We start from the raw sequence: 22,252 nt of genomic DNA, 5'->3' as shown, positions 1-22,252 counted from the left end.
GGCTCAGCGGACCGGCCGTAGACGCACCGCCGGCAGCCGGGCGACCAGACCGGCGTCGACCGGTCCCGACGCCAGTGCCGGCACCCCGAGGGCGCGGGAGACGAACCTCGCCCGCCAGGGGTGAGCCGCCCGGTAGCGGCGGAGGACCTCCGCGCTCCCGACCGGGCCGAGCAGCTCCGCGACCGCCGGCACCGCGCGCCGGGTCCCCCACCACACCCGCACGCGCGGCTCGGCCGCCACGTTGCGGTACCACTGCGAGCCTGGGCCGAACCCCGCGACGACGACGATCGTGGGCACGCCGCCGCGACCCGCCCGGCCGGCCCGCTCCACCACCTCCAGGACGACGGTGCGGGACCGGCCCGTGACCCGCCCGCGGTGCTCGACCATCACCAGCGCCCCGCCCAGGAGCGGACCCAGGCCCGCCCGGAAGATCGGCACCGGCGCGCGGGCGACGGCCCGTGGCAGCCGGCGCACTAGACGAACCGGGTGTTGACCGCCTCGGCGTGCCCGGGCAGGTCCTCGGAGGCGGCCAGGGCCGTCAGCGGGGCGGCCATCTCCTTGAGCGCCCGCTCGTCGTACTCGATGACCTGCACGGACCGGATGAACGCCATGACGTTGAGGCCCGAGGCGAACCGGGCGGTCCCGCCGGTGGGCAGGACGTGGTTGGACCCCGCGATGTAGTCGCCCAGCGGCACGGGCGAGAACGGCCCGACGAAGATGGCCCCCGCGTTGCGGATCCGGGCCGCGACCTCGGCGGCGTCGACCGTCTGGACCTCGAGGTGCTCGGCGCCGTAGGCGTCGGCGACGGCGACGGCCTGGTCGAGGTCGGCGACCAGGACGGTGCCCGACTGCGGACCGCCGAGCGCGGTGCGCATCCGCTCGGCGTGCCGGGTGACCGGGACGCGCGCGGCGATCTCGGCGTCGACGGCGTCGGCGAGCTCGATGGAGTCGGTGATGAGCACCGACGCGGCCGCGGGGTCGTGCTCCGCCTGGGACATGAGGTCCACCGCCACGTGGGCGGGGTGCGCCGTGGAGTCGGCGAGGACGGCGATCTCGGTCGTGCCGGCCTCCGCGTCGATGCCGACCGTGCCCATGACGGCGCGCTTGGCCGCCGCGACGTAGACGTTGCCCGGCCCGGTCACGACGTCCACGGGCTCGCACAGCAGGTTGCCCTCGACGCCGGCCGCCGCGAGGTCCGCCCGGTCCGTCTCGTCCTCGGTGGCGGCGCCGTACGCGAACATCGCCACCGCCTGCGCGCCCCCGGCCGCGTAGACCTCGTGCACACCGAGGAGCTCGCACGCCGCGAGGATGACCGGGTGCGGCAACCCGCCGAACCCGCGCTGCGGGGGGCTCGCCACCGCGAGCTCGGCGACCCCGGCCACCTGGGCCGCGACGGCGTTCATCACCACGCTCGAGGGGTACACGGCCAGCCCGCCGGGGACGTAGAGCCCCACCCGGCGCACCGGCACCCAGCGCTGGCGGACGAACCCGCCCGGGGTGATCTCGGTGCTCGTCTCGTGCGGGAGCTGGGCGGCGTGCCCGGCGCGGTTGTTGGCGATGGAGATCTCCAGCGCCTCGCGGACCTCCGGGTCGAGCCCGGCCAGGGCGTCCGTCAGGGCCTGTCGAGGCACCCGCAGGTGCTCGGGCCGGACGCCGTCGAAGCGCTCCGCGAGCTCGCGCAGCGCCGCGGCCCCCCGAGCCCGGACGTCGTCGATGACCGGCCGGATCTGCTCCATGGCCCGCTCGACGTCCAGCGCCGCCCGCGGCAGGACCGCGGCGAGCTCTGCGGCGGTGAGTCTCTGGCCTCGCAGGTCGATGCGCTTGAGCATGACGTCGATCCTAGTGGCGCCGCCCGGCCGGTCCCGGGCGGCCCGCGGCCGGCCGGCCCCCGCCGCCCCCGGCGCCGCCGGCGCCGTGGCCACCTGGCAGGATCGGGTCATGACCGAGCCCGTTCCCACCGTCCCCGCCAGCGGCACCATCCGCCTGGGCCAGTTCCTCAAGCTCGCCGGGCTCGCCGACTCCGGCGCGCAGGCCCGCGAGCTCATCGCGGAGGGGGAGGTCTCCGTCGGCGGCGAGGTCGAGACCCGTCGCGGCCGCCAGCTCGCCCCGGGTGACCTCGTCGAGGTCGCCGTGCCGACCGGGACCCGGGCCGCCCGCGTCGGCTGAGGACGGCGGGCCACCCGCGTCGGCTGAGGACGGCGGGTGGGTCGGCCCGCCCTGGGCCGGCCGGTCGCCCGGTCGGCGGTCAGTGGGTGAGGCAGCTCGGCCCGAGGAGGGCCTTGAGGTCGCCGAAGAGCGCGGGGCTGGGGTCCACCCGGAACCGGTCGGCCAGCTGGACGACCTGCGCCTTGTTCCCCCGCGTGAGTCGCAGGCGGACCTCGGCGGTGCCGGGGTGGTTGCCGAGGACGACCCGGAGCTGCTCCACCACCGGGCCCGTGCAGCGCGACTCGACCATCGTCAGGCTCACCGGCCCGTTCTGGGCGTCGGAGACGTCCGGGAGGGTGAGCTCCTGGGCGTAGACGGTGGGGATGTCGTCGCGGCGGTTGAGGCGCCCCCGCACGGTGACGATGGTGTCCTCGGCCAGCGCGGTGGAGACGGTGGCGAACGTCTGCGGGAAGAACAGCACCTCGATCGACCCGGCCAGGTCCTCCACGGTGGCGATGGCCCAGGGGTTGCCGTTCTTGGTCATCTTCCGCTGCAGGGACGTCACCAGCCCCGCGATGTGGACGCTGGAGCCGTCGGGACGCGCCTCGTCCTCGAGGAGGGAGGAGATCTGGGTGTCGGCCGCGCGCTGGAGCACGTGCTCGAGCCCGGCCAGCGGGTGGTCGGAGACGTAGAGCCCGAGCATCTGCCGCTCGAACGCGAGCTTCTGCTTCTTGTCCCACTCGGGCAGGTCCGGGATCTCGACGCTGAAGCCGGTCCCCGGTGCCGCGTCGCCGCCGAGACCGGCGAAGAGGTCGAACTGGCCGACGGCCTCGTTGCGCTTGACGTCCACGACCGCGTCGATGGCCTCCTCGTGGCGGGCCACGAGGGCCCGTCGGGTGTGCCCGAGGGAGTCGAACGCGCCCGCCTTGACGAGGGACTCCACCGTGCGCTTGTTGCACACCACGGCGGGGACCTTGTCGAGGAAGTCCTGGAAGGAGGTGAAGTCACCCTTCTCGGTCCGGGCATCGATGATCGCCTGGACGACGTTGGCGCCGACGTTGCGGATGGCCGCGAGCCCGAAGCGGATGTCGGCCCCCACGGGGGTGAAGTCCGCCGCGGAGGTGTTGACGTCCGGCGGCAGGACGGTGATGCCCATGTGCCGGCACTCGCCGAGGTAGAGGCCCAGCCGGTCCTTGTTGTCCTGCGTGGACGTGAGCAGGGCGGCCATGTACTCGGTGGGGTGGTTGGCCTTGAGGTAGGCCGTCCAGTACGACACCACGCCGTAGGCGGCCGAGTGCGCCTTGTTGAAGGCGTAGTCGGAGAACGGCAGGAGGATGTCCCACAGGGTCTTGACGGCCGCGGCGGAGTACCCGCGCTCGAGCATGCCGGCCTCGAACCCGGCGTACTGCTTGTCGAGCTCGGCCTTCTTCTTCTTGCCCATGGCCCGGCGCAGCAGGTCGGCCTGGCCGAGGGTGAACCCGGCGACCTTCTGCGCGATGGCCATGACCTGCTCCTGGTAGACGATCAGGCCGTAGGTGGTGCCGAGGATCTCCTTGAGGGGCTCCTCCAGCTCGGGGTGGATCGGGTCGATCCGCTGCTGGCCGTTCTTGCGCAGCGCGTAGTTGGTGTGGGAGTTCGCGCCCATCGGGCCCGGGCGGTACAGGGCGCCGACGGCGGAGATGTCCTCGAAGTTGTCGGGGCGCATGAGCCGCAGGAGGGTGCGCATGCCGCCGCCGTCGAGCTGGAAGACGCCGAGGGTGTCCCCGCGGGAGAGCAGCTCGTACGCCGCGGGGTCGTCCAGGCCGAGCGTCTCCAGGTCCACCGGCTCCTTGCCGTTGCGGGCCATGTTGCGCAGGGCGTCGTCCAGGACGGTGAGGTTGCGCAGGCCCAGGAAGTCCATCTTCAGCAGGCCCAGGGTCTCGCACGTGGGGTAGTCGAACTGGGTGATGATCGCCCCGTCCTGGGGGCGCCGCATGATCGGGATGATGTCGATCAGCGGGTCCGAGGACATGATGACGGCGCAGGCGTGGACGCCCCACTGGCGCTTGATGCCCTCCAGGCCCTGGGCGGTGGCGACGATCTTCTGCGCCTCCGGGTCGGCGGCGTGGACCTGGCGGAACTCCTCGGCCTCGGCGTAGCGCTTGTCCGTGGGGTCGAAGATGCCCGACAGGGTGATGTCCTTGCCCATGACCGACGGCGGCATCGCCTTGGTGAGCTTCTCCCCCATCGCGTAGGGGTAGCCGAGCACCCGCGAGGAGTCCTTGAGGGCCTGCTTGGCCTTGATCGTGCCGTAGGTGACGACCTGGGCGACCCGGTCGTCGCCGTACTTGCGCGTGACGTAGTCGATGACCTCCCCGCGCCGGCGCTCGTCGAAGTCGACGTCGAAGTCGGGCATCGAGACACGGTCGGGGTTGAGGAACCGCTCGAAGATCAGGCCGTGGTGCAGGGGGTTGAGGTCGGTGATGCGCATGGCGTAGGCGACCATCGACCCGGCGCCGGAGCCACGGCCCGGGCCGACGCGGATGCCGCGCGACTTCGCCCAGTTGATGAAGTCCGCCACGACGAGGAAGTACCCCGGGAAGCCCATCTGGGTGATGATGCCGACCTCGTACTCGGCCTGGCGGCGCACGTCGTCGGGGATCCCGCCGGGGAAGCGGTAGTGCAGTCCGCGCTCGACCTCCTTGACGAACCAGGAGTGCTCGTCCTCACCGGCCGGCACCTCGAAGCGGGGCATGTAGTTCGCGCCCTGGGCCGAGGTGCGGAAGTCGACGTCGCACTGCTCGGCGACGACGAGGGTGTTGTCGCAGGCCTCGGGCAGCTCGCGCCACTGCCGGCGCATCTCGGCCGCGGAACGGATGTAGTACGTGTCGCCGGTGAAGGCGAACCGGTCGGGGTCGGCCAGGGTCGAGCCGGAGTTGATGCACAGCAGCGCGTCGTGGGTGGGCTGGTCCTGGGCCGTGACGTAGTGGGAGTCGTTGGTGGCCAGGAGCGGGGCGCCGATGTCCTTGGCCAGACGCAGCAGGTCCGCGATGACCCGCTTCTCCAGGTCGAGGCCGTGGTCCATCAGCTCGACGTAGTAGTTCTCCCTGCCGAAGATGTCCTGGAACTCGGCCGCGGCGCGGACGGCCTCGTCGTACTGGCCGAGCCGGATGCGCGTCTGCACCTCGCCGGAGGGGCACCCGGTCGTGGCGACCAGGCCCTTGCCGTAGGTGGTGAGCAGCTCGCGGTCCATCCGCGGCGCCTTGCCCATCTGGCCGTCGAGGGAGGCCAGGGAGTCCATCCGGAAGAGGTTGTGCATCCCCTCCGTCGTCGCCGCCAGCAGGGTCATGTGGGTGTAGGAGCCGCGGGCGGAGACGTCGTCGTCGCTCTGGGAGTCGTCCCCCCAGCGCACGCGGGTCTTGTCCGCCCGGGCCGTGCCGGGGGTGAGGTAGGCCTCGACGCCGATGATCGGCTTGATCCCGGCGCCGCGCGCCTTGTTCCAGAAGTCGTACGCGCCGAACATGTAGCCGTGGTCCGTCATGGCGACGGCCTTCTGGCCGAGCCGGCCGACCTCGGCGAACAGCGGGTCGAGCTTGGCGGCGCCGTCGAGCATCGAGTACTCGGTGTGCACGTGGAGGTGGACGAAGTCTTCAGTTCCTCCGGCAGCCATGCGCACCAGTGTAATTCGGTGCACCGACGCCTCCGGCGAGGCCGGGCGGGTCGCCCCGGCGCGCCGCCCCCGACCGGCGTGTCGCCCGGCGCGTCACGCCGTGACGGTCCGGGCCATGTCCTGGTGCCAGATGCCGGCGTCGAGGTAGCGCTCACCCGTGCGGACCTCGTACCCCAGCCGCCGGTAGAAGCCCATGGCCGACTCCTGGGCGGAGAGGACCACGGTGACGGCGAGCGGGCCGTCCTCGGCGACGGCGTGCTCGGCGAGCGCGATGGCCTCGATCGCGACGACCAGGCGGGCGCCCAGGCCGGTGCCGCGGGCGGCGGCGCGCACCGCGAGCCGGCCGAGGTGGACCTCGCCGGGGTGCGCGGGGTCGGCGAGCAGCCGGCCGGTGCCCAGGGGTGCGCCGCTCGCCCGGTCCACCGCCAGGACGTGGGTGGTGGTGGGCGCGGTGTCGAGGTCGTCGACCTCCTCCTCCGCGGGGACGCCCTGCTCGTCGACGAAGACCTCCATCCGCACCGTCCAGGCGTCCTCGAGCTGGTCGCGGCGGGTGACCCGGACGACGTCGACGCCGCTCACCGCACGCCCTCGCGCATCAGCTCGAGCGCGTGGCGCAGGTCCTCGGGGTACTCGCTCGTCACCTCGACCCGGCGGCGGGTCGCCGGGTGCTCGAAGCCGAGCCGCACGGCGTGGAGCCACTGCCGTCCCAGGCCCAGCCGCTCCGCCAGCCGCGGGTCGGCGCCGTAGGTGAGGTCACCCACGCACGGGTGGCGCACCGCCGCGGTGTGGACGCGGATCTGGTGCGTCCGGCCGGTCTCGAGGTGGATCTCCAGGAGCGAGGCGCCCGGCATCGCCTCGATCGTCTCGTAGTGCGTGACGGACTCCTTGCCGCCGGCGACCACCGCCATCTTGTACGACTGGCTCGGGTGCCGGCCGATCGGCGCCTCGATGGTGCCCGCCGAGGGGTCGGGGTGGCCCTGGACGAGGGCGTGGTAGACCTTCTCGACCGTGCGCTCCTTGAAGGCGCGCTTGAGCACCGAGTAGGCGAGCTCGGACTTCGCCACGACCATGAGCCCGGACGTGCCCACGTCCAGGCGGTGCACGACGCCCTGGCGCTCGGCCGGCCCGGAGGTCGAGACCCGGTGCCCGGCGGCGGCGAGGGCGCCCACGACGGTGGGCCCCTCCCACCCGGGGCTGGCGTGCGCGGCGACGCCCACCGGCTTGTCGACGACGACGACGTCGTCGTCCTCGAGGACGACCCGCATGCCGGCGACGACCACCGGGGCCACGGGCGCGGGCGCCGCGGGCAGGGTGACCTCGAGCCAGCCGTCCGCCGTGAGCCGGTCGGACTTGCCCACGGCCCGGCCGTCGAGGAGCACGTGGCCGCCCGCCGCGAGCTCGGCCGCGCGGGTGCGCGAGAGCCCCAGGAGCCGGGCGAGGGCGGCGTCGACCCGCTCGCCGGCGAGCCCCTCCGGCACGGGCAGGGAGCGGGTCTCAGACATGGTCGGTCCCGCTCGTCCCGGTCGCGGGGCCGGGGCCGGTCCGCCCGCTCCCGCGGGCGGACGCGCCCGGGCCGTCGTCGGCCCGCGAGCCGTCGACCTCGCGGCCCAGCAGCGCCAGCACCGCGATGAGGACGGCGGCGGCGACGATGGCGATGTCCGCGACGTTGCCGACGAACCAGCCGTTGTAGCTGATGAAGTCCACGACGTGGCCGCGGGCGAAGGCGGGCTCGCGGAAGAGCCGGTCCACGAGGTTGCCCAGCGAGCCGCCCAGGAGCAGGCCCAGGGCGACCGCCCAGCCGGTCGAGCCGAGCCGCCGCGAGGTCCGCGCGATGACGACGACGACGGCCACGGAGACGAGGGTGAAGACCCACGTCATCCCGGTCGCGAAGGAGAACGCGGCACCGGGGTTGTAGACGAGCTGCAGGCCCAGCACCGTGCCGAGCACCGGGACCAGCTCACCCGGGGTCAGCTCGGCCTCCGCCAGGTACTTGGTGACCTGGTCGGCGACGCCGACGACGACGGTCAGCACGAGCAGGAGGGTCAGCAGGCGCCGGCGCCGGACGGGCGCGACGGGGGGCGCGCTCGGCGCGTCGGGCTGGGTGTCCATCGGGGAAGAGTCTCCCACGCACAACGAGACGGACGGCGGCGAGTGCTCGCCGCCGTCCGTCCTGCGCGTGAGGGCCTAGAGGCCCTCGGCCTGGGGCCGGCCGGCCTCGACGTTGCTCAGCAGCGACTCGAGGTAGCTCTTCAGGCGGGTGCGGTAGTCCCGCTCGAACGTGCGCAGCTCGTCGATCTTGCGCTCGAGGAGCGAGCGCTCCTGCTCGAGCTGGGTGAGGGTCCGGTTGTGCTGGTCCTCGGCCTCCTTGACGATGCGGGCGCCCTCGGCCTTGGCCTCGGAGACGATGCGGTCGCCCTCCTCCTTGCCGTTGCGCACGTACTCGTCGTGCAGGCGCTGGGCCAGGGCGAGCATGCCCGTGGCCGACTCCGGCTCGCCACCGCTCGTGACGGCGGCCGCGGCCGGGGCGGCGGCGACCGGGGCGACGGGGGCCGCCTGGGCGACCGGGGCGGGCTGCGGCGCGGGCGCCGGCTGCTCGTCCTCGGGCTCCTCGACGGGGGCCTCCTCGGCGGGGCGCTCACCCTCCCCGCGGGAGAGCTCGCCGACGCGGCGCTCGCAGGCCGCGAGCTTGGCCTTGAGCTCCTCGTTCTCGCCCTGCACCACGCGGAGCGTGTTGACGACCTCGTCAAGGAAGTCGTCGACCTCGTCCTGGTCGTAGCCCTCCCGGAACTTGGTGGGCTGGAACTTCTTGTTGAGGACGTCGTCTGCCGTGAGCAGCGCCATGTGTCGTCACCTCGGTGTCGTGTCGTTCGGTCATGAGCTTTCGGTCCTGCTGCTCACGGAGCAACCGTAGCGGACCGGCCGCGGGATGTGCCTGCGATGACCCTAGTGGGCAACGGCGCGGCGGGCGTGCACGTGCCCGGCGCGGCGCCGGGGCCTCAGCCGACGCTGCGCGCCAGGGTCGCGACCACCGCCCGGAGGATCTGCACCCCGATGAACAGGATGATGAACCCGAGGTCGAGCTGGACCTGCCCGATCCGCAGCGGCGGGATGAGGCGCCGCAGGAACCGCAGGGGCGGGTCGGTGAGGGCGTACGCACCGTTGGCGACGACCAGGACGAGCCCGGTCGGGCGCCAGGAGCGCGCGAACAGCTGGACCCAGTCGAGCACGAGACGCACGAGCAGGACGAGGATGTACAGGACGAGCAGGAGATCGAGGATCCCGAAGAAGAGTGACAATGCTCAGCTCTGGTTGAAGAAGCGGCCCGGCCGGTCCACGCCGTCGTTGTCGGACTCTACCTCGACCGTGGCCGGGGAGAGCAGGAAGACCCGGTTCGTCACCCGCTCGATGGCGCCGCGCAGGCCGAACACCAGGCCCGCCGAGAAGTCGACCATGCGCTTGGCGTCCGCCTCGCTCATGCCGGTGAGGTTCATGATGACCGGGGTGCCCTCGCGGAAGGCCTCGCCGATGACGCGGGCCTCGTTGTAGCTCGACGGGTGCACGGTGACGATCCGGCGCAGGTCCTCCACCACGGGAGCCTCCTCGACGTGCAGGGCCGCGGCCCGGGAGATGGGGGTGACCTCGGCGTGCCGCTCGGTCCGCTCGACGCGCTCGTGCCGCTCCGGCTCCTCCTCGCGGCGGTGCTCCCCCTCGGGGACCTCGTCGTAGAACTCGTCCTCCGGCTCCGCCAGGGACAGGTACTCCATCATCTTGCGCATCGTTCCGGCCATCGGTGCTCCTCGTTGCTCATCCCACGGCGCGGCGCCGCGCCCTGCCCCGACGCTAGACCAGCGCCGTGGCGCGTCCCGGCACGTCACCGCGGCGTGTCGGCCGCGGGTCAGCGGGTGCGGACGACGCCGGCGAACCGGCCGGTGACGGTCGTGCCGTCGCGACCCGCCCGGCGGTAGGAGTAGAACCGTTCGTCCTCGACCGTGCAGGCGTCGACGTGGTCCACGGCGCGCACCCCGGCGGCGGCGAGCAGGCCCCGCACGCCCGCGGGGACGTCGAGCGCCGGGGTCCCCCACGACGTGGTCGAGGCGGTGCCGGGGACGACGTCGGCCACCTCCGCGCGCATGACGGCGGGCACCTCGTAGCACCGCCCGCACACCGCGGGGCCGACCGCGGCGAACAGGTCCGCAGGCTCGACGCCGTGCGCCGCCACGGCCGTCAGCGTGGCCTGGAGGACGCCCGCGACGAGACCGCGGCGCCCCACGTGCACGGCGGCCACGACGTCGCCGCGTACGTCCGCGAGCAGGACGGGCACGCAGTCGGCCACGAGGACGCCCACCGCCAGGGCACGGTCGTGGCGGACGGCGACGGCGCCGTCGCACCGGCCCAGGTCGACGCCCCCCGGCGTCTCCACGACGGCGACGTCCGTGCCGTGGACCTGGTCCATCCACGACACCGCCACCCCCAGGCTCGCGGCCAGCAGCTCCCGGTTGCGCGCCACCTGGTCGGGGTCGTCACCGACGTGCAGGGCAAGGTCGAGACCGCCGGCCCCACCGGCGGCTCCGAAGGGCCCGGCGGAGACGCCACCGGCGCGCGTGGTGAAGGCACCACGCGCGCCGGGGCCCAGACTCGCCGGCAGGAGCGGGAGCGCTCCTGCCGGGCTCACTTGAGGAAGTCGGGGATGTCGAGGTCCTCGTCGCGGCGCGAGCGGGCCGGCTCCTCGTCGAAGACCCGGGGCACCTCCAGCCCGCGGGACTGCTGACCGCCGGCGGACTCGCCGATGAACGCCGGGACCCGCTCGGGGGCGGGCTCGGGTGCCGGGGCGACGGGCGCGCCGGGCGTGGGCAGCTCCGCCCGGTGCGCGGCGGCGTCGGCGGGGGCGGCCGCCGGGGCGGGCTCGGCCGGTGCGGCGGCGCGCGGCGCCACCTGGCCGACCTGGCGCCCGGTGATCTTCGCCGTGGACCCGCTGGGTCCGCTGCCCTCGTCGAACCCCGCGGCGATGACGGTCACGCGGACCTCGTCGCCCAGGGCGTCGTCGATGACGGCACCGAAGATGATGTTCGCCTCGGGGTGCGCGGCCTCCTGGACCAGGCGGGCGGCCTCGTGGATCTCGAACAGACCCAGGTCGGAGCCGCCCTGGATGGACAGCAGCACCCCGTGCGCGCCGTCGATGCTCGCCTCGAGCAGCGGCGAGGAGATCGCGAGCTCCGAGGCCTGGACCGCCCGGTCCTCGCCACGCGCGGAGCCGATGCCCATGAGGGCGCTGCCGGCACCCTGCATGACCGACTTGACGTCGGCGAAGTCGAGGTTGATCAGGCCCGGCGTGGTGATGAGGTCGGTGATCCCCTGGACACCGGAGAGCAGCACCTGGTCGGCGGACTTGAACGCGTCCAGGACGGAGACCCCGCGGTCGCTGATCGAGAGCAGCCGGTCGTTGGGGATGACGATGAGCGTGTCGACCTCGGCGCGCAGCGCCTCGATGCCCGACTCCGCCTGCACGCCGCGGCGGCGGCCCTCGAACGTGAAGGGGCGGGTGACGACACCGATGGTCAGGGCGCCGAGCGAGCGCGCGATCCGGGCGACGACGGGCGCGCCCCCGGTCCCGGTCCCGCCGCCCTCGCCGGCGGTGACGAAGACCATGTCGGCCCCGCGCAGGACCTCCTCGATCTCCTCCGCGTGGTCCTCGGCCGCCTTCTTGCCGACCTCCGGGTCGGCCCCGGCGCCCAGGCCGCGGGTGAGCTCACGACCGACGTCCAGCTTGACGTCGGCGTCGCTCATGAGGAGGGCCTGAGCGTCGGTGTTGACGGCGATGAACTCCACGCCCTTCAACCCGACCTCGATCATGCGGTTCACGGCGTTCACGCCGCCGCCGCCGATGCCCACCACCTTGATCACTGCCAGGTAGTTCTGCGGTGCCGCCACGTCGGTCCCTCTCGTCGTCCTGCCGGGCCAACCCTGAACCTCTACTTCAGAGTTAGACTTATGTCATCTGCTGCCACCCGTGACGCTAGGTCCGCGACCCCCTCCGGGCAACGACCGCCGCGGGTGTGTCGCGCGCGTCCTGCCCCGCCGGTGCGGCGAGCAGGTCAGGACGTGGTGGGCGCGCGCGGGACGGAGACGTCGTAGACCCCTGCGGGCTGCTGGCGCAGCACCGCGAGCACGGCCGCCTTGAGCTCGCTCTCCTCCGCGCTCCCCCACCGCACCTGCGCGCCGTCGACCAGGGTGAGCGTCACCTGCTCGCGGGAGGCGGCGCCGGCCTCGGCCACCTGCGTCAGCAGGTCGGGCGGGAGCGTGCCCAGCACCGCCAGCACCGCCTCGACCGCGGGCGCCGTCTCGTCGCTCTGGCCGAGCGGGACGGTGACCCGCGGGATGCCCTCGGGAACCTGGTCGGCGGACCCGACCTGCACGCCGTCGGCGTCGACGAGGACCCATCCCTCCGGCGTCGACGCTGCCGCGACGGGCACCCGGGGGACGACGGTGACGACGAGGCCGTCCGGCCAGGACCGCGCGACGAGGGCCTCCTTGACGGTGGTCAGGGCCCCGACCCGGTCCGCGACCGCGCCGGTGTCCACCCGCAGCAGGGGCGTGCCGACCTCCGGCTCGACGAGGTCCGTGACGGCCGCGGCGTCGACGGTGCCGGTCGCACCGACGACCTCGATCCTCTCCCCGTCCAGGGCGAGCACCGGGGAGACGAGCAGCAGCCAGCCCAGGGCGAGGAGCGCGACGAGCACCGCCGCGGCGACCAGCACGCGGCGCCGCAGGAGGTGGCGCGAGGCCCGGGCGCGCTCGGCCATCCGGGCGGCGAGACCGGTGCTCACGACCGGTGTCTGCGGGCCGCTCCCCCGCGGGATGATCACACGCGGCAGGGCCGCGGGCGGGGCCGACGCGGGATCGACCGCCGGCGTGACCTCGCGTCCTCGTGCGGGCGCGGGCGTGGCGACGGTCGTGGACGGCGTGGTCCTCGCCCCGGCGCGGCCCGACCGGCCGGGCCGGTCGGCGGGCTCGCGCGCGGGTGCCGGGCTCGGCGGCTCGCGGCGCGGCTGCCGGGGCGGCGCCGGCGGCCTCATGCCCGGGCCCCGAGCCGCTCGAGGATCACCGGGCCGAGCTCGGTGACGTCCCCGGCCCCGACGGTCAGGACCAGGTCGCCGGGTCGCGCGAGCCGCACGACGGCGCGGGCGGCCTCGAGCCGGTCGGCGACGAACCGGGCGGGGTGTCCGGCGCGCCCCATGGCGTCGGTGATGAGCGAGCCCTCGACCCCGGGGTGGTCGGCACGGTCCTCCCGGGCCGCGTAGACCCCGGTGACGACGACCTCGTCCGCCGCCGCCAGGGCGCCGGCGAACTCCCCGGCGAAGGTGCGGGTGCGGGAGAACAGGTGTGGCTGGAACAGCACGACGACCCGGCCGGTCCCGGCGGCCAGCCGGGCCGTGCGCAGGGTGGCGGCGACCTCGGTGGGGTGGTGGGCGTAGTCGTCGACGACGCGCACGCCGGCGGCGGTGCCGCGGTCCTCGAACCGGCGGCCGGTCCCGGTGAAGGCGCCCAGCGCCTCGGCCATCGCCGGGCCGTCGACACCGAGCTCGACCCCGGCGCACCAGGCCCCGGCGGCGTTGAGGAGCATGTGGGCGCCCCCCACCGCCAGGCGCAGCGGGACGGCGGCGTGCTCGGCCAGCAGGGTCGCGGTGGACCCGGTGGCCCCGAGCTCGACGTCGGTGAGCCGGACGTGCGCGGCGAGCGGCGCGGGCCCGGTGCCGTAGGTCAGGACCCGGACGCCCCGGCCGGCGGCCGCGCGGGCCAGGGTGAGCGCGCCGTCGTCGTCGGCACAGGCCACGAGCAGCCCACCGGGCACGATCCGGCCGGCGAACTCCTCGAAGGCGCGCCGGAAGGCGGCCTCGGAGCCGTGGTGGTCGAGGTGGTCGGGCTCGATGTTGGTCACGAGGGCCAGGCGGGGGGTGTAGTTGAGGAAGGAGCCGTCGGACTCGTCCGCCTCGGCGACGAAGGCCCGCCCGCCGCCCAGGTGGGCGCCGGTGCCGAGCGCCAGCACGGTGCCACCGATGGCGTAGGAGGGGTCCTGCCCGGCGGCGCGCAGCGCGACGGCGAGCATGGCCGAGGTGGAGGTCTTGCCGTGGGCGCCGGCGACGGCGACGAAGTCCCGGCCCTCGGCGGCCCGGGCCAGGGCCTGGGAGCGGTGCAGGACGGGCAGCCCCAGCTCGCGGGCACGGCGGAGCTCGGGGTTGGTCTCCCGCACCGCGGTGGAGACGACGAGCGACCCGGCCGCCGGGACGTGGGCGGCGTCGTGGCCGACGTGGGTGCGCACGCCGAGGCGGCGGAGCCGGTCCAGGGTCGCCGAGTCGTGCTGGTCCGAGCCGGAGACGTCGTGGCCGGCGGCCGCGAGGAGCTCGGCCACCGCGGACATGCCGGCTCCGCCGACCCCGACGAGGTGGAACCGCTCAGCCATGCCCGCCCCCACGGGCGACGGCGACGACGAGGTCGGCGAGCCGGGCCGCACCGTCGCGCGGGCCGGCCCCGGCCGCGGCGCGGCCCATGGCGGCGAGCCGGTCGCGGTCGGCCAGGAGGGCCGGGACGTGCGCGCGCACCCACGGCCGGTCGAGGTCGCCGTCCTCGACGACCGTCCCGCCACCGGCGGCGACGACGTCGGTGGCGTTGAGCCGCTGCTCGCCGTTGCCCACGGGTAGCGGCACGTAGACGGCCGGCAGGCCCAGGGCGGCGAGCTCGCTGACGCTGCCCGCGCCGGAACGGCACACGACGAGGTCGGCGACGGCGTAGGCGAGCTCCATGCGGCCGAGGTAGTCCCGGACCTGGTAGTGGGCGGCCACGCCCGGACCCTGCGCGGTCACGGCGCCGCGGACGTCGGCGTCCTTGCCGCGGCCGGTCAGGTGCAGCACCTGCGCGCCGGCCGCGACGATGACCGACGCCTCGGGGGCGAAGGCCTCGTTGAGCCGCTGCGCACCGAGCGAGCCGCCGGTGACGACGAGAGTCGGGCGGTCCGGGTCGAGGCCGAGCTCCGCCGCGGCGAGGCGGCGCCGGTCGGCGGCGCCGTCGTCGGTGGCGCGGTCCTCGACGAGCGCGGCGACGGCGGGGCGCAGCGGCAGGCCGGTGACCTCGGTGCGGCCCTGGGCCGCCCGGAGCCGCGTCGAGGGGAACGTCAGCGCGACGGCCGCGGCCCACCGGGCGCCGAGGCGGTTGGCCAGCCCGGGCCGGGCGTTCTGCTCGTGGACGACGACCGGGACCCCGGCCCGTCGCGCGGCGATGTAGGCGGGGGTGGCGACGTACCCGCCGAAGCCCACCACCACCTCGGCGTCGGTCTCGGCGATGGCCGCGGCCGCGGCCCGCACGGCGGCCGTCATGCGGGCCGGCAGGCGCAGCAGGTCGGTGGAGGGACGCCGGGGCAGCGGGACGCGCGGGACGATCCGCAGCGGCAGGCCGGCCTCGGGGACGAGGGTGTGCTCCAGGCCGGCCTCGGTGCCGAGCACGGTGATGCGTGCACCGCCGGGGCGACCGGCCAGCTCGGCGGCCGTGGCCAGGAGGGGGTTGACGTGCCCGGCGGTCCCGCCGCCGGCCAGGAGGGCGCGCAGGGGCTCAGCCACGCCGGCCCCTCCCCACGACCGCGAGGGAGCGGCGCACGACACCGCCGCGGGTGGCCAGGGCCTGCGCGGCGCCCGGCTCCGAGCGGGCGAAGGCCAGCACGACGCCGATGGCCAGCAGCGTGGAGATCATCGCGGAGCCGCCGGCGGAGACCAGGGGCAGCGGCACGCCGATGACGGGCAGGAGCCCGATGACCACGCCGATGTTGATGAGCGACTGGGCGAGGATCCAGGTGGCGACGGCCCCGGTGGTGATCTGGACGAAGGGGTCGCGGTGGCGCCGGACGATCCGGAACATCCCCACGGCCAGGGCCCCGAGGAGCCCGAGGACGAGCAGGGTGCCGAGCAGGCCCAGCTCCTCGCCGATGATGGCGAAGATGAAGTCGTTCTGGGCCTCGGGCAGGTAGGACCACTTCTCCCGCGACGCGCCCAGGCCGACGCCGGAGATGCCACCGGTGCCCAGCCCCCACAGCCCGTGCTGGGTCTGGAAGCCCACCCCGGACGGGTCGGCCTCGGAGAGCCCGAGGAAGCTCATGACGCGGTTCATGCGGGAGGGTTTGAGGGCGACGAGGAAGGCCGCGGCCCCCGCCCCGGCGACGGCGGCGCCGGCGAACCAGCGCAGCGGCAGGCCCGCGACGAAGAACGCCCCGCCGACGAGCGCGACGATGACGAGTCCGGTGCCCATGTCGTGCCCGGCGAGGACGAGGCCGAGGCCGGCGCCGGCCCCCAGCGCCCCCGGGACCAGGACGTGGCGCCACTGCTCGAGGAGGCGGCCCTTGCGGGACAGGACGAGCCCGAGCCACAGCGCGAGGCCGAGCTTGACGAACTCCGAGGGCTGGACGCTCTGACCGGTGCCGGGGATCTTGATCCAGTTGGTGTTGCCGTTCACCTCGACCCCGAGGGGGGTGAAGATGAGCATCTGCAGGCCCAGGGCGCCCAGGAGCGCCGGCCAGGCCAGGCGCCGGTACCAGCGCACCGGGATGCGGGAGGCGACGACCGCGAGGGGCAGGCCGAGCAGGACGAACGTCATCTGGCCGAGGAACCCGTCGTAGGGGCTGCCGGTGGTCCGGATGGAGTCGATGGTCGAGGCGGAGAGGACCATGACCACGCCGATGGCCAGCAGGAGCAGCGACGCGCCGCCGACGAGGTAGTAGCTCAGTGCCGCGATCTCGGTGCGCCCGCCCTCGCGGGCGGTCGCCCGGGCGGTGGCGGTCCGGGTGGTCCGGCCGGTGCGGACACGGCGGGTGCCGTCGAGGGTCGTCATCGGCCGCTCCTCCCCTCGAGCTCCCGCGCCGCGCGGGCGAACGCCTCACCCCGCGCGGCGTAGCCGGCGAACTGGTCCATCGACGCGCACGCCGGGGCCAGCAGCACCGTGTCACCGGGCCGGGCGAGCCGGGCCGCCTCGGTGACGGCGCGCGGCATCACGCTGCCATCCTCGCCGGGGACCACCTCGATCACCGGGACGTCGGCCGCGTGTCGTGCCAGGGCCGAGCGCAGCGGCTCGCGGTCGGTGCCGATGAGGACGACGGCGCGCAGCCGGTCGGCGTGGGCGCGGACGAGGTCGTCGAACCGGGCGCCCTTCGCGAGCCCGCCGGCCACCCACACCACCGTCCCGGCGGGCTGGGCGCCGAGGGAGGCGGCGGCGGCGTGGGCGTTGGTCGCCTTGGAGTCGTCGACGAAGCTCACCCCGCCGGCCCGGGCGACGAGCTCGATGCGGTGCCCACCGCCGGCGTAGGCGCGCAGCCCGTCGCGCACGTGCTCCGGGGCGACCCCGTGGGCCCGGGCGAGGGCGGCGGCCGCCAGGGCGTTGGCGACGACGTGGGCGGGCACGTCCGTGCCCTGCGGCGCGAGGTGGGCCAGGTCCGCCAGGGTGGCGAGCTCGGCGGCGCTGTGCCAGCGCTCGGCGCCGAAGGCCCGGTCGACGAGGTAGTCCTCGACGAGGCCGAGCTGCCCGACGCCGGGGGTGCCGCGGGTGAAGCCGACGGCCCGGGCGCCCTCGACGACGTCGGCCTCCTCGACCATGGCGCGGGTGGCGGGGTCGGCCTCGTTGTAGACGCACGCGACCTGCGTGCGCTCGTAGACCCTGGCCTTGTCGGCGGCGTAGGCCTCGTACGAGCCGTGCCAGTCGATGTGGTCGGGGGCGATGTTCAGGCACGCGGCGGCCTGGGGGCTGACGCTGAGGGTGGAGTGCAGCTGGAAGCTCGACAGCTCCACCGCCAGGACGTCGGGGGCCTCCGGCCCCCGCCTCGTGGCCACCCGCACGATGGGGGTGCCGACGTTGCCGACGGCCTCGGCCCGCTCACCCGCGGCGGTGAGGATCGACTCGAGCATCCCCACGGTCGTCGTCTTGCCGTTGGTGCCGGTGAGGGTGAGCCAGGGGGCGAAGGTGCCGTCCGGCCGCGGGGCGCGCAGCCGCCACGCCAGCTCCACCTCGCTCCACACCGCCAGGCCGGCCGCGGCCGCCCCGGTGTGCAGCGGGGAGACGGCCGGGACCCCCGGGGAGACCACGACGACGTCGGGGGCGGAGCCGAGCACCGCCGCCGCCAGCGCGTCGGGGTCGGCGGCGTGGTGCAGCGCCGTCCCGGCGGGCACCTCCGCGCCGGTCCGGGCCGCCTCGACGGCGGCCTCGCTGACGTCGTGGCCGACCGGCGTCGCGCCCGCCGCGACGAGCGCCTCGATCGCGGCCCGGCCCGAGGTGCCCAGACCGACGACGGCGACCCGCGCCCCCCTGAGCCCGCTCACGCGACCGACACCCACTCGGCGTAGAACAGGCCGAGCCCGGCGGAGGCGAACAGGGCGGCGATGATCCAGAACCGCACGACGATCGTCACCTCGCCCCAGCCCTTGAGCTCGAAGTGGTGGTGCAGCGGCGCCATGCGGAACACCCGCTTGCCGGTGGCCTTGAAGAAGCCGATCTGGATGACGTCGGACATGACGATGATGACGAAGAGACCGCCGATGACGGCGCCGAGGATCTCGGTGCGGGTGAGGATGGACAGACCGGCGAGCGCCCCGCCGAGCGCGAGCGACCCGGTGTCACCCATGAAGATCTGCGCCGGCGAGGTGTTCCACCACAGGAACCCGAAGCTGGCGCCGACGATGGCGGCGGTGACGATGGCGAGGTCCCTCGGGTCGCGGACCTCGTAGCAGCCCTGGCCCGGCTCGGTGAGGAACTGGCAGGACTGGTTGGACTGCCAGATCGTGATGACGGTGTACGCGCCGAACACGAGCATCGAGGTGCCCGTCGCGAGGCCGTCGAGGCCGTCGGTGAGGTTGACGGCGTTGGACCAGGCGGTGATGAGGAAGTTCGCCCACAGGACGAACAGGACGAGCCCGAGGCCGGCGCCGGCCCAGGCGAGGTCGATGCCGGTGTCCCGGATGAGGGAGATCTCGGTGGAGGCCGGGGTGCGGAAGTTCTCGTTCGGGAACTGCAGCGCCAGCACGGCCCAGCCGACGCCGATGACGGCCTGGCCGACGATCTTGCTGCGCTCGTCCAGGCCCAGGGAGCGCTGACGGGAGATCTTGATGTAGTCGTCGAGGAAGCCGATGAAGCCCATGCCGACCATGAGCAGCAGCAGGAGCATGCCGGAGGCGTTGGGCAGGCGGCCGGTGGCAAGGTTCGCCGTGGCGTACCCCAGGACCGTGGCCGCGATGATGACGACCCCGCCCATGGTGGGCGTGCCGCGCTTGGTGAAGTGCGCGGTCGGCCCGTCCTGACGGATGAACTGGCCGTAGTTCTTGGCCACGAGGAGGCGGATGAACAGCGGCGTGCCACCCATCGAGAGCACGAGCGCGACGGCGCCGGCGATGAGGACGGCCATCATGAGGGCATCCTCCCGCCCGTGGCGGTGCCGGTGAGCAGGGCGTCCGCGAGCCGCCAGATCCCCGAGCCGTTGGAGCCCTTGAGGAGCACGACGTCGCCCGGGCGGAGCCGGTCGCGCAGGTCCGCCTCGGCGGCGTCGACGTCGGGCACCTCGACGACCTCCACGACGGGCCCGTCGGACCCGGCCGAGCCGGTGCTCCCGGCGGCCGGCCCCGCCGCACGGCGTGCCCCTGCGGCGAGCGGCGCGGTCCCCGCGCCGACGGCGAGGACGACGTCGGCCCCCGCGGCGACGGCGTCCGCGCCGGCGGCGTCGTGCTCGGCTGCGGAGTCCGCGCCGAGCTCGAGCATCTCCCCCAGCACCGCGACCTTGCGCCGGCCCGCCCCGAGGGTGGCCAGCGCCCGCAGGCCCGCGCGCACCGAGTCGGGGTTGGCGTTGTAGGAGTCGTCGACGACCCGCACGCCGTCGGCCCGGTCGGTCACGGCCATGCGGTGCGGGCTGGCCGCCGGCGCGGCGGCGAGGAGGTCGGCCACCTGCGCCGGGGTGAGGCCCAGCTCGAGGGCGACCGTGGCGGCGGCGAGGGCGTTGTGGACGTGGTGCTCCCCCACCAGCGCGAGGCGCACGTGCGCCGCGCCCGCCGGCGAGGTGAGCGTGAAGGCGGCGCGGCCGGCGTCGTCCAGGACGACGTCGGTGGCGACGACGTCGGCGTCGCCGCGGCCGAAGGTGCGCACCGGCCCGGGAGCCAGGGGCGCCATGGCCGCCACGCGGTGGTCGTCGGCGTTGAGCACGGCCGTGCCGGTCGGTCGCAGGCCGGCGACGAGCTCGGACTTGGCCCTGGCGACGTTCTCGATGCCGCCGAACTCCCCGAGGTGGGCCCGGCCGACCGCCAGGACGACCGCGACGTCCGGCGGCGCGACCGAGGTGAGGTACTCGAGGTTGCCCACGTGGTCCGCGCCCATCTCCAGGACGAGGGTGGCGGTGGAGGGCCGCGCGCGCAGCACGGTCAGCGGCAGGCCGATCTCGTTGTTGAACGAGCCCGGTGGGGCGATGAGGTCCCCGAGCGGGGCGAGGAGGTGGGCGAGGAGGTCCTTCGTCGTGGTCTTGCCGACCGAGCCGGTGACGGCCACGACCCGCGGCCCGTCGCCGTCGCCGCGCAGGCTCGCCAGGACGTGCCGGGCGAGCCGGCCGAGGGCCGCGGCGACGTCGTCGACGACGACGAGGCGGGCGGGGTCCGCGCCCGCGGCCTCGGCCACGTCCGGGCGGGTGACCAGGGCGCCTGCCGCGCCCGCGGCCAGGGCCCCGGGGACGTGCTCGTGACCGTCGGCGGTGGAGCCGACGAACGCCGCGACGAGCGTGCCGGGACCGGCCTGCCGGGAGTCGATGACGACCTCGCCGTCGACGACCACCTCCGGACCGTCCGCAGCGAGCCGGCCGCCGGTGACGGCGGCGACCTCGCGCAGGGTCATCGTGATCATGCGTGCTGTCCTCCCGCGCGCAGCACCAGGGCCGCGCGCACCTCCTCGCGGTCGTCGAGGTGGTGGTCCACCCCGGCGACCTCCTGGACCGTCTCGTGGCCGCGGCCGGCCACGAGGACGGTGTCGTCGTCGTCGGCCTCGAGGACCGCCGTGCGGATGGCCTCGGCCCGGTCGGCGATCTCGCGCACCGCCGCGCCGCCGGTGCCGGCGAGGACCTCGGCGCGGATCTGTGCCGCTGGCTCGTCGTGGGGGTCGTCGTCGGTGACGATGACCGTGTCGGCGCCGTCGACGGCGGCCCGGCCCATCGCGGGCCGCTTCGCGCGGTCGCGGTCGCCGGCCGCGCCGATCACGACGTGGAGGCGGCCGGTGGTCGTCGGGCGCAGGGCGGCCAGGGCCTGGACGAGCGCGTCGGTGTTGTGGGCGAAGTCGACGACCACACGGGGGCGGTCGCCGAGCTGCTCCATGCGGCCGGGCACCTGCGGGCTGAGCCCGCCGGCGTCCGCGAGGGCCTCCTCGAGCTCGGCCGGCGCCACCCCGGCGGTGAGGACCATGGCGGCCGCGAGGGCGGCGTTGGCCACGTTGAACGCGCCCGGCAGGTCCGTGCGGGTGCGCAGGCTGCGTCCGTCCCGGTGGGCGAGGGTGAACGCCGAGCCGGTGGCGTCGGCCTCGACGTCGGTGACGGTCCAGTCCCCGCCGGGCCCGGTCGTCAGGGCCGCGACGGCGTCGCCGGTCTCCGCGGCGAGGCGCCGCCCCCAGCGGTCGTCCGCGACGACGACGCCCGTGCGCGAGATGTCGAACAGGGAGGCCTTGGCGGCGTAGTAGCCCTCGAGGTCGCCGTGGAAGTCGAGGTGGTCGGCGGTGAGGTTGGTGAACCCGGCGACGTCGTAGACGAGCGGGTCGACCCGGCCCAGCGCCAGGGCGTGGGAGGAGACCTCCATGACGAGGTCGTCGACGCCGCCGGCGACCATCGCCGCGAGCAGCGCCTGGAGGTCGGCGGGCTGCGGGGTGGTGAGGGTGGCGGGGACGGCGCGGTCCCCGACGCGGACCTCCACCGTGCCGATGAGGCCCGTCCGGCGCCCCAGGGCCCGCAGGGCGTGGTCGACCATGAACGCCGTCGTCGTCTTGCCGTTCGTGCCGGTGACGGCGAAGGTCCCGAGCGCCCGGCCGGGGTGGCCGTAGATCTCGGCGGCGAGCCGCCCGAGCAGGGCGGGGACGTCGGGGGTGACGAGGACCGGGACGCCGGGGTCGGCCGCCGCGAGCAGCTCCGCGCCGGCGGGGTCGGTCAGGACGGCGCGGGCGCCGGCGGCGACCGCCGCGGGGACGAAGCGGGCGCCGTGGACGTGGGCGCCGGCGTGGGCGGCGAAGAGCTCACCGCCGCGCACCAGCCGGTTGTCCGCCGTCACGCCGGCGACCTCGACGGACGCCCACCCCTCGCCGGGACCGGCGGGTGACAGGGCGAACGCCCCGGCGAGGTCGCCGAGGCGCCGGGGTGCGGGCGCGGCCGGGCGCAGGGGGTCATCGGGGCTGGAGGTCACCGCCCCATTGTTCCCCCCCGCG

20 protein-coding genes are annotated in these 22,252 nt (G+C 75.1%); 1 reads left to right on the top strand and 19 read right to left on the bottom strand.

What is annotated here, in order from left to right; all coding sequences use genetic code 11:
• Positions 1–3 precede the first annotated feature (3 nt).
• Together AAEM63_RS05665 and hisD are read right to left on the bottom strand one after the other, a co-directional pair.
• Positions 4–474, bottom strand: coding sequence for a nitroreductase family deazaflavin-dependent oxidoreductase (locus AAEM63_RS05665; RefSeq protein WP_341360657.1), 471 nt, complete (start codon positions 472–474; stop codon positions 4–6).
• Positions 474–1,829 (bottom strand): histidinol dehydrogenase, encoded by a 1,356-nt coding sequence (gene hisD, locus AAEM63_RS05660; protein ID WP_341360656.1) that lies wholly within the window; start codon positions 1,827–1,829, stop codon positions 474–476. Before hisD ends, AAEM63_RS05665 begins: the two co-directional genes overlap by 1 nt.
• A 109-nt stretch (positions 1,830–1,938) precedes the next feature.
• Here hisD and AAEM63_RS05655 point away from each other — a divergent pair, with 109 nt between their 5' ends.
• Entirely contained in the window at positions 1,939–2,166 is a 228-nt protein-coding gene (locus tag AAEM63_RS05655) for an RNA-binding S4 domain-containing protein (RefSeq protein WP_341360655.1), read from the top strand.
• Between the two features lie 79 nt (positions 2,167–2,245).
• Here the strand turns inward: AAEM63_RS05655 and dnaE are convergent, their stop codons facing one another.
• The 17 genes from dnaE to AAEM63_RS05570 all read right to left on the bottom strand — a co-directional run bounded on the left by dnaE (position 2,246) and on the right by AAEM63_RS05570 (position 22,230).
• On the bottom strand, positions 2,246–5,794 hold the full coding sequence (dnaE, locus tag AAEM63_RS05650; protein WP_341360654.1) for a DNA polymerase III subunit alpha: 3,549 nt from the start codon (positions 5,792–5,794) through the stop codon (positions 2,246–2,248).
• A 93-nt stretch (positions 5,795–5,887) separates the two neighbouring features.
• A complete protein-coding gene (locus AAEM63_RS05645) occupies positions 5,888–6,373 on the bottom strand; it encodes a GNAT family N-acetyltransferase (RefSeq protein WP_341360653.1) in 486 nt (161 codons plus the stop codon).
• A complete protein-coding gene (locus AAEM63_RS05640) occupies positions 6,370–7,296 on the bottom strand; it encodes an RluA family pseudouridine synthase (protein ID WP_341360652.1) in 927 nt (308 codons plus the stop codon). The genes AAEM63_RS05645 and AAEM63_RS05640 overlap by 4 nt, the downstream gene beginning before the upstream one ends.
• Positions 7,289–7,903, bottom strand: coding sequence for a signal peptidase II (gene lspA, locus AAEM63_RS05635; protein ID WP_341360651.1), 615 nt, complete (start codon positions 7,901–7,903; stop codon positions 7,289–7,291). Before lspA ends, AAEM63_RS05640 begins: the two co-directional genes overlap by 8 nt.
• Positions 7,904–7,978: 75 nt before the next feature.
• A complete protein-coding gene (locus AAEM63_RS05630) occupies positions 7,979–8,635 on the bottom strand; it encodes a DivIVA domain-containing protein (RefSeq protein WP_341360650.1) in 657 nt (218 codons plus the stop codon).
• Positions 8,636–8,790: 155 nt separating this feature from the next.
• A complete protein-coding gene (locus AAEM63_RS05625) occupies positions 8,791–9,090 on the bottom strand; it encodes a YggT family protein (RefSeq protein WP_341360649.1) in 300 nt (99 codons plus the stop codon).
• 3 nt (positions 9,091–9,093) lie between these two features.
• A complete protein-coding gene (locus tag AAEM63_RS05620) occupies positions 9,094–9,582 on the bottom strand; it encodes a cell division protein SepF (protein ID WP_341360648.1) in 489 nt (162 codons plus the stop codon).
• A 107-nt stretch (positions 9,583–9,689) separates the two neighbouring features.
• Positions 9,690–10,466 (bottom strand): peptidoglycan editing factor PgeF, encoded by a 777-nt coding sequence (pgeF, locus tag AAEM63_RS05615; RefSeq protein ID WP_341360647.1) that lies wholly within the window; start codon positions 10,464–10,466, stop codon positions 9,690–9,692.
• Positions 10,463–11,722, bottom strand: a complete 1,260-nt coding sequence (gene ftsZ, locus AAEM63_RS05610; protein ID WP_341360646.1) for a cell division protein FtsZ — start codon at positions 11,720–11,722, stop codon at positions 10,463–10,465. The genes pgeF and ftsZ overlap by 4 nt, the downstream gene beginning before the upstream one ends.
• Positions 11,723–11,886: 164 nt before the next feature.
• Positions 11,887–12,618 (bottom strand): cell division protein FtsQ/DivIB, encoded by a 732-nt coding sequence (locus tag AAEM63_RS05605; protein ID WP_341360645.1) that lies wholly within the window; start codon positions 12,616–12,618, stop codon positions 11,887–11,889.
• Between the two features lie 245 nt (positions 12,619–12,863).
• The gene (gene murC / locus AAEM63_RS05600) at positions 12,864–14,252 is read right to left on the bottom strand and encodes a UDP-N-acetylmuramate--L-alanine ligase (RefSeq protein WP_341360644.1); all 1,389 of its coding nucleotides are present in this window, start codon (positions 14,250–14,252) and stop codon (positions 12,864–12,866) included.
• Complete coding sequence (locus tag AAEM63_RS05595) at positions 14,245–15,402, bottom strand: UDP-N-acetylglucosamine--N-acetylmuramyl-(pentapeptide) pyrophosphoryl-undecaprenol N-acetylglucosamine transferase (RefSeq protein ID WP_341360643.1); 1,158 nt, start codon at positions 15,400–15,402, stop codon at positions 14,245–14,247. The genes murC and AAEM63_RS05595 overlap by 8 nt, the downstream gene beginning before the upstream one ends.
• Positions 15,395–16,663 (bottom strand): putative lipid II flippase FtsW, encoded by a 1,269-nt coding sequence (ftsW, locus tag AAEM63_RS05590; RefSeq protein WP_341360642.1) that lies wholly within the window; start codon positions 16,661–16,663, stop codon positions 15,395–15,397. The genes AAEM63_RS05595 and ftsW overlap by 8 nt, the downstream gene beginning before the upstream one ends.
• Entirely contained in the window at positions 16,660–18,141 is a 1,482-nt protein-coding gene (gene murD / locus AAEM63_RS05585) for a UDP-N-acetylmuramoyl-L-alanine--D-glutamate ligase (RefSeq protein ID WP_341360641.1), read from the bottom strand. The genes ftsW and murD overlap by 4 nt, the downstream gene beginning before the upstream one ends.
• Positions 18,138–19,223, bottom strand: coding sequence for a phospho-N-acetylmuramoyl-pentapeptide-transferase (mraY, locus tag AAEM63_RS05580; protein WP_341360640.1), 1,086 nt, complete (start codon positions 19,221–19,223; stop codon positions 18,138–18,140). Before mraY ends, murD begins: the two co-directional genes overlap by 4 nt.
• On the bottom strand, positions 19,220–20,695 hold the full coding sequence (gene murF, locus AAEM63_RS05575) for a UDP-N-acetylmuramoyl-tripeptide--D-alanyl-D-alanine ligase (protein ID WP_341360639.1): 1,476 nt from the start codon (positions 20,693–20,695) through the stop codon (positions 19,220–19,222). Before murF ends, mraY begins: the two co-directional genes overlap by 4 nt.
• The gene (locus AAEM63_RS05570) at positions 20,692–22,230 is read right to left on the bottom strand and encodes a UDP-N-acetylmuramoyl-L-alanyl-D-glutamate--2,6-diaminopimelate ligase (protein WP_341360638.1); all 1,539 of its coding nucleotides are present in this window, start codon (positions 22,228–22,230) and stop codon (positions 20,692–20,694) included. Before AAEM63_RS05570 ends, murF begins: the two co-directional genes overlap by 4 nt.
• Positions 22,231–22,252: the final 22 nt, after the last annotated feature.

Origin of the sequence: Georgenia sp. M64, from assembly GCF_038049925.1 — a bacterium.
GTDB lineage: Bacteria > Actinomycetota > Actinomycetes > Actinomycetales > Actinomycetaceae > Georgenia.
The sequence above is the reverse complement of the archived record's forward strand: the minus strand, read 5'-3'. Positions and strand labels throughout refer to the sequence as shown.

Bases quoted from the DNA above. Each gene is read 5' to 3' on its own strand.
- hisD (WP_341360656.1), bottom strand. From the start codon at position 1,829: ATGCTCAAGCGCATCGACCTGCGAGGCCAGAGACTCACCGCCGCAGAG.
- AAEM63_RS05655 (WP_341360655.1), top strand. From the start codon at position 1,939: ATGACCGAGCCCGTTCCCACCGTCCCCGCCAGCGGCACCATCCGCCTG.
- dnaE (WP_341360654.1), bottom strand. From the start codon at position 5,794: ATGGCTGCCGGAGGAACTGAAGACTTCGTCCACCTCCACGTGCACACC.
- AAEM63_RS05640 (WP_341360652.1), bottom strand. From the start codon at position 7,296: ATGTCTGAGACCCGCTCCCTGCCCGTGCCGGAGGGGCTCGCCGGCGAG.
- lspA (WP_341360651.1), bottom strand. From the start codon at position 7,903: ATGGACACCCAGCCCGACGCGCCGAGCGCGCCCCCCGTCGCGCCCGTC.
- AAEM63_RS05630 (WP_341360650.1), bottom strand. From the start codon at position 8,635: ATGGCGCTGCTCACGGCAGACGACGTCCTCAACAAGAAGTTCCAGCCC.
- AAEM63_RS05620 (WP_341360648.1), bottom strand. From the start codon at position 9,582: ATGGCCGGAACGATGCGCAAGATGATGGAGTACCTGTCCCTGGCGGAG.
- murC (WP_341360644.1), bottom strand. From the start codon at position 14,252: ATGGCTGAGCGGTTCCACCTCGTCGGGGTCGGCGGAGCCGGCATGTCC.
- ftsW (WP_341360642.1), bottom strand. From the start codon at position 16,663: ATGACGACCCTCGACGGCACCCGCCGTGTCCGCACCGGCCGGACCACC.
- mraY (WP_341360640.1), bottom strand. From the start codon at position 19,223: ATGATGGCCGTCCTCATCGCCGGCGCCGTCGCGCTCGTGCTCTCGATG.
- murF (WP_341360639.1), bottom strand. From the start codon at position 20,695: ATGATCACGATGACCCTGCGCGAGGTCGCCGCCGTCACCGGCGGCCGG.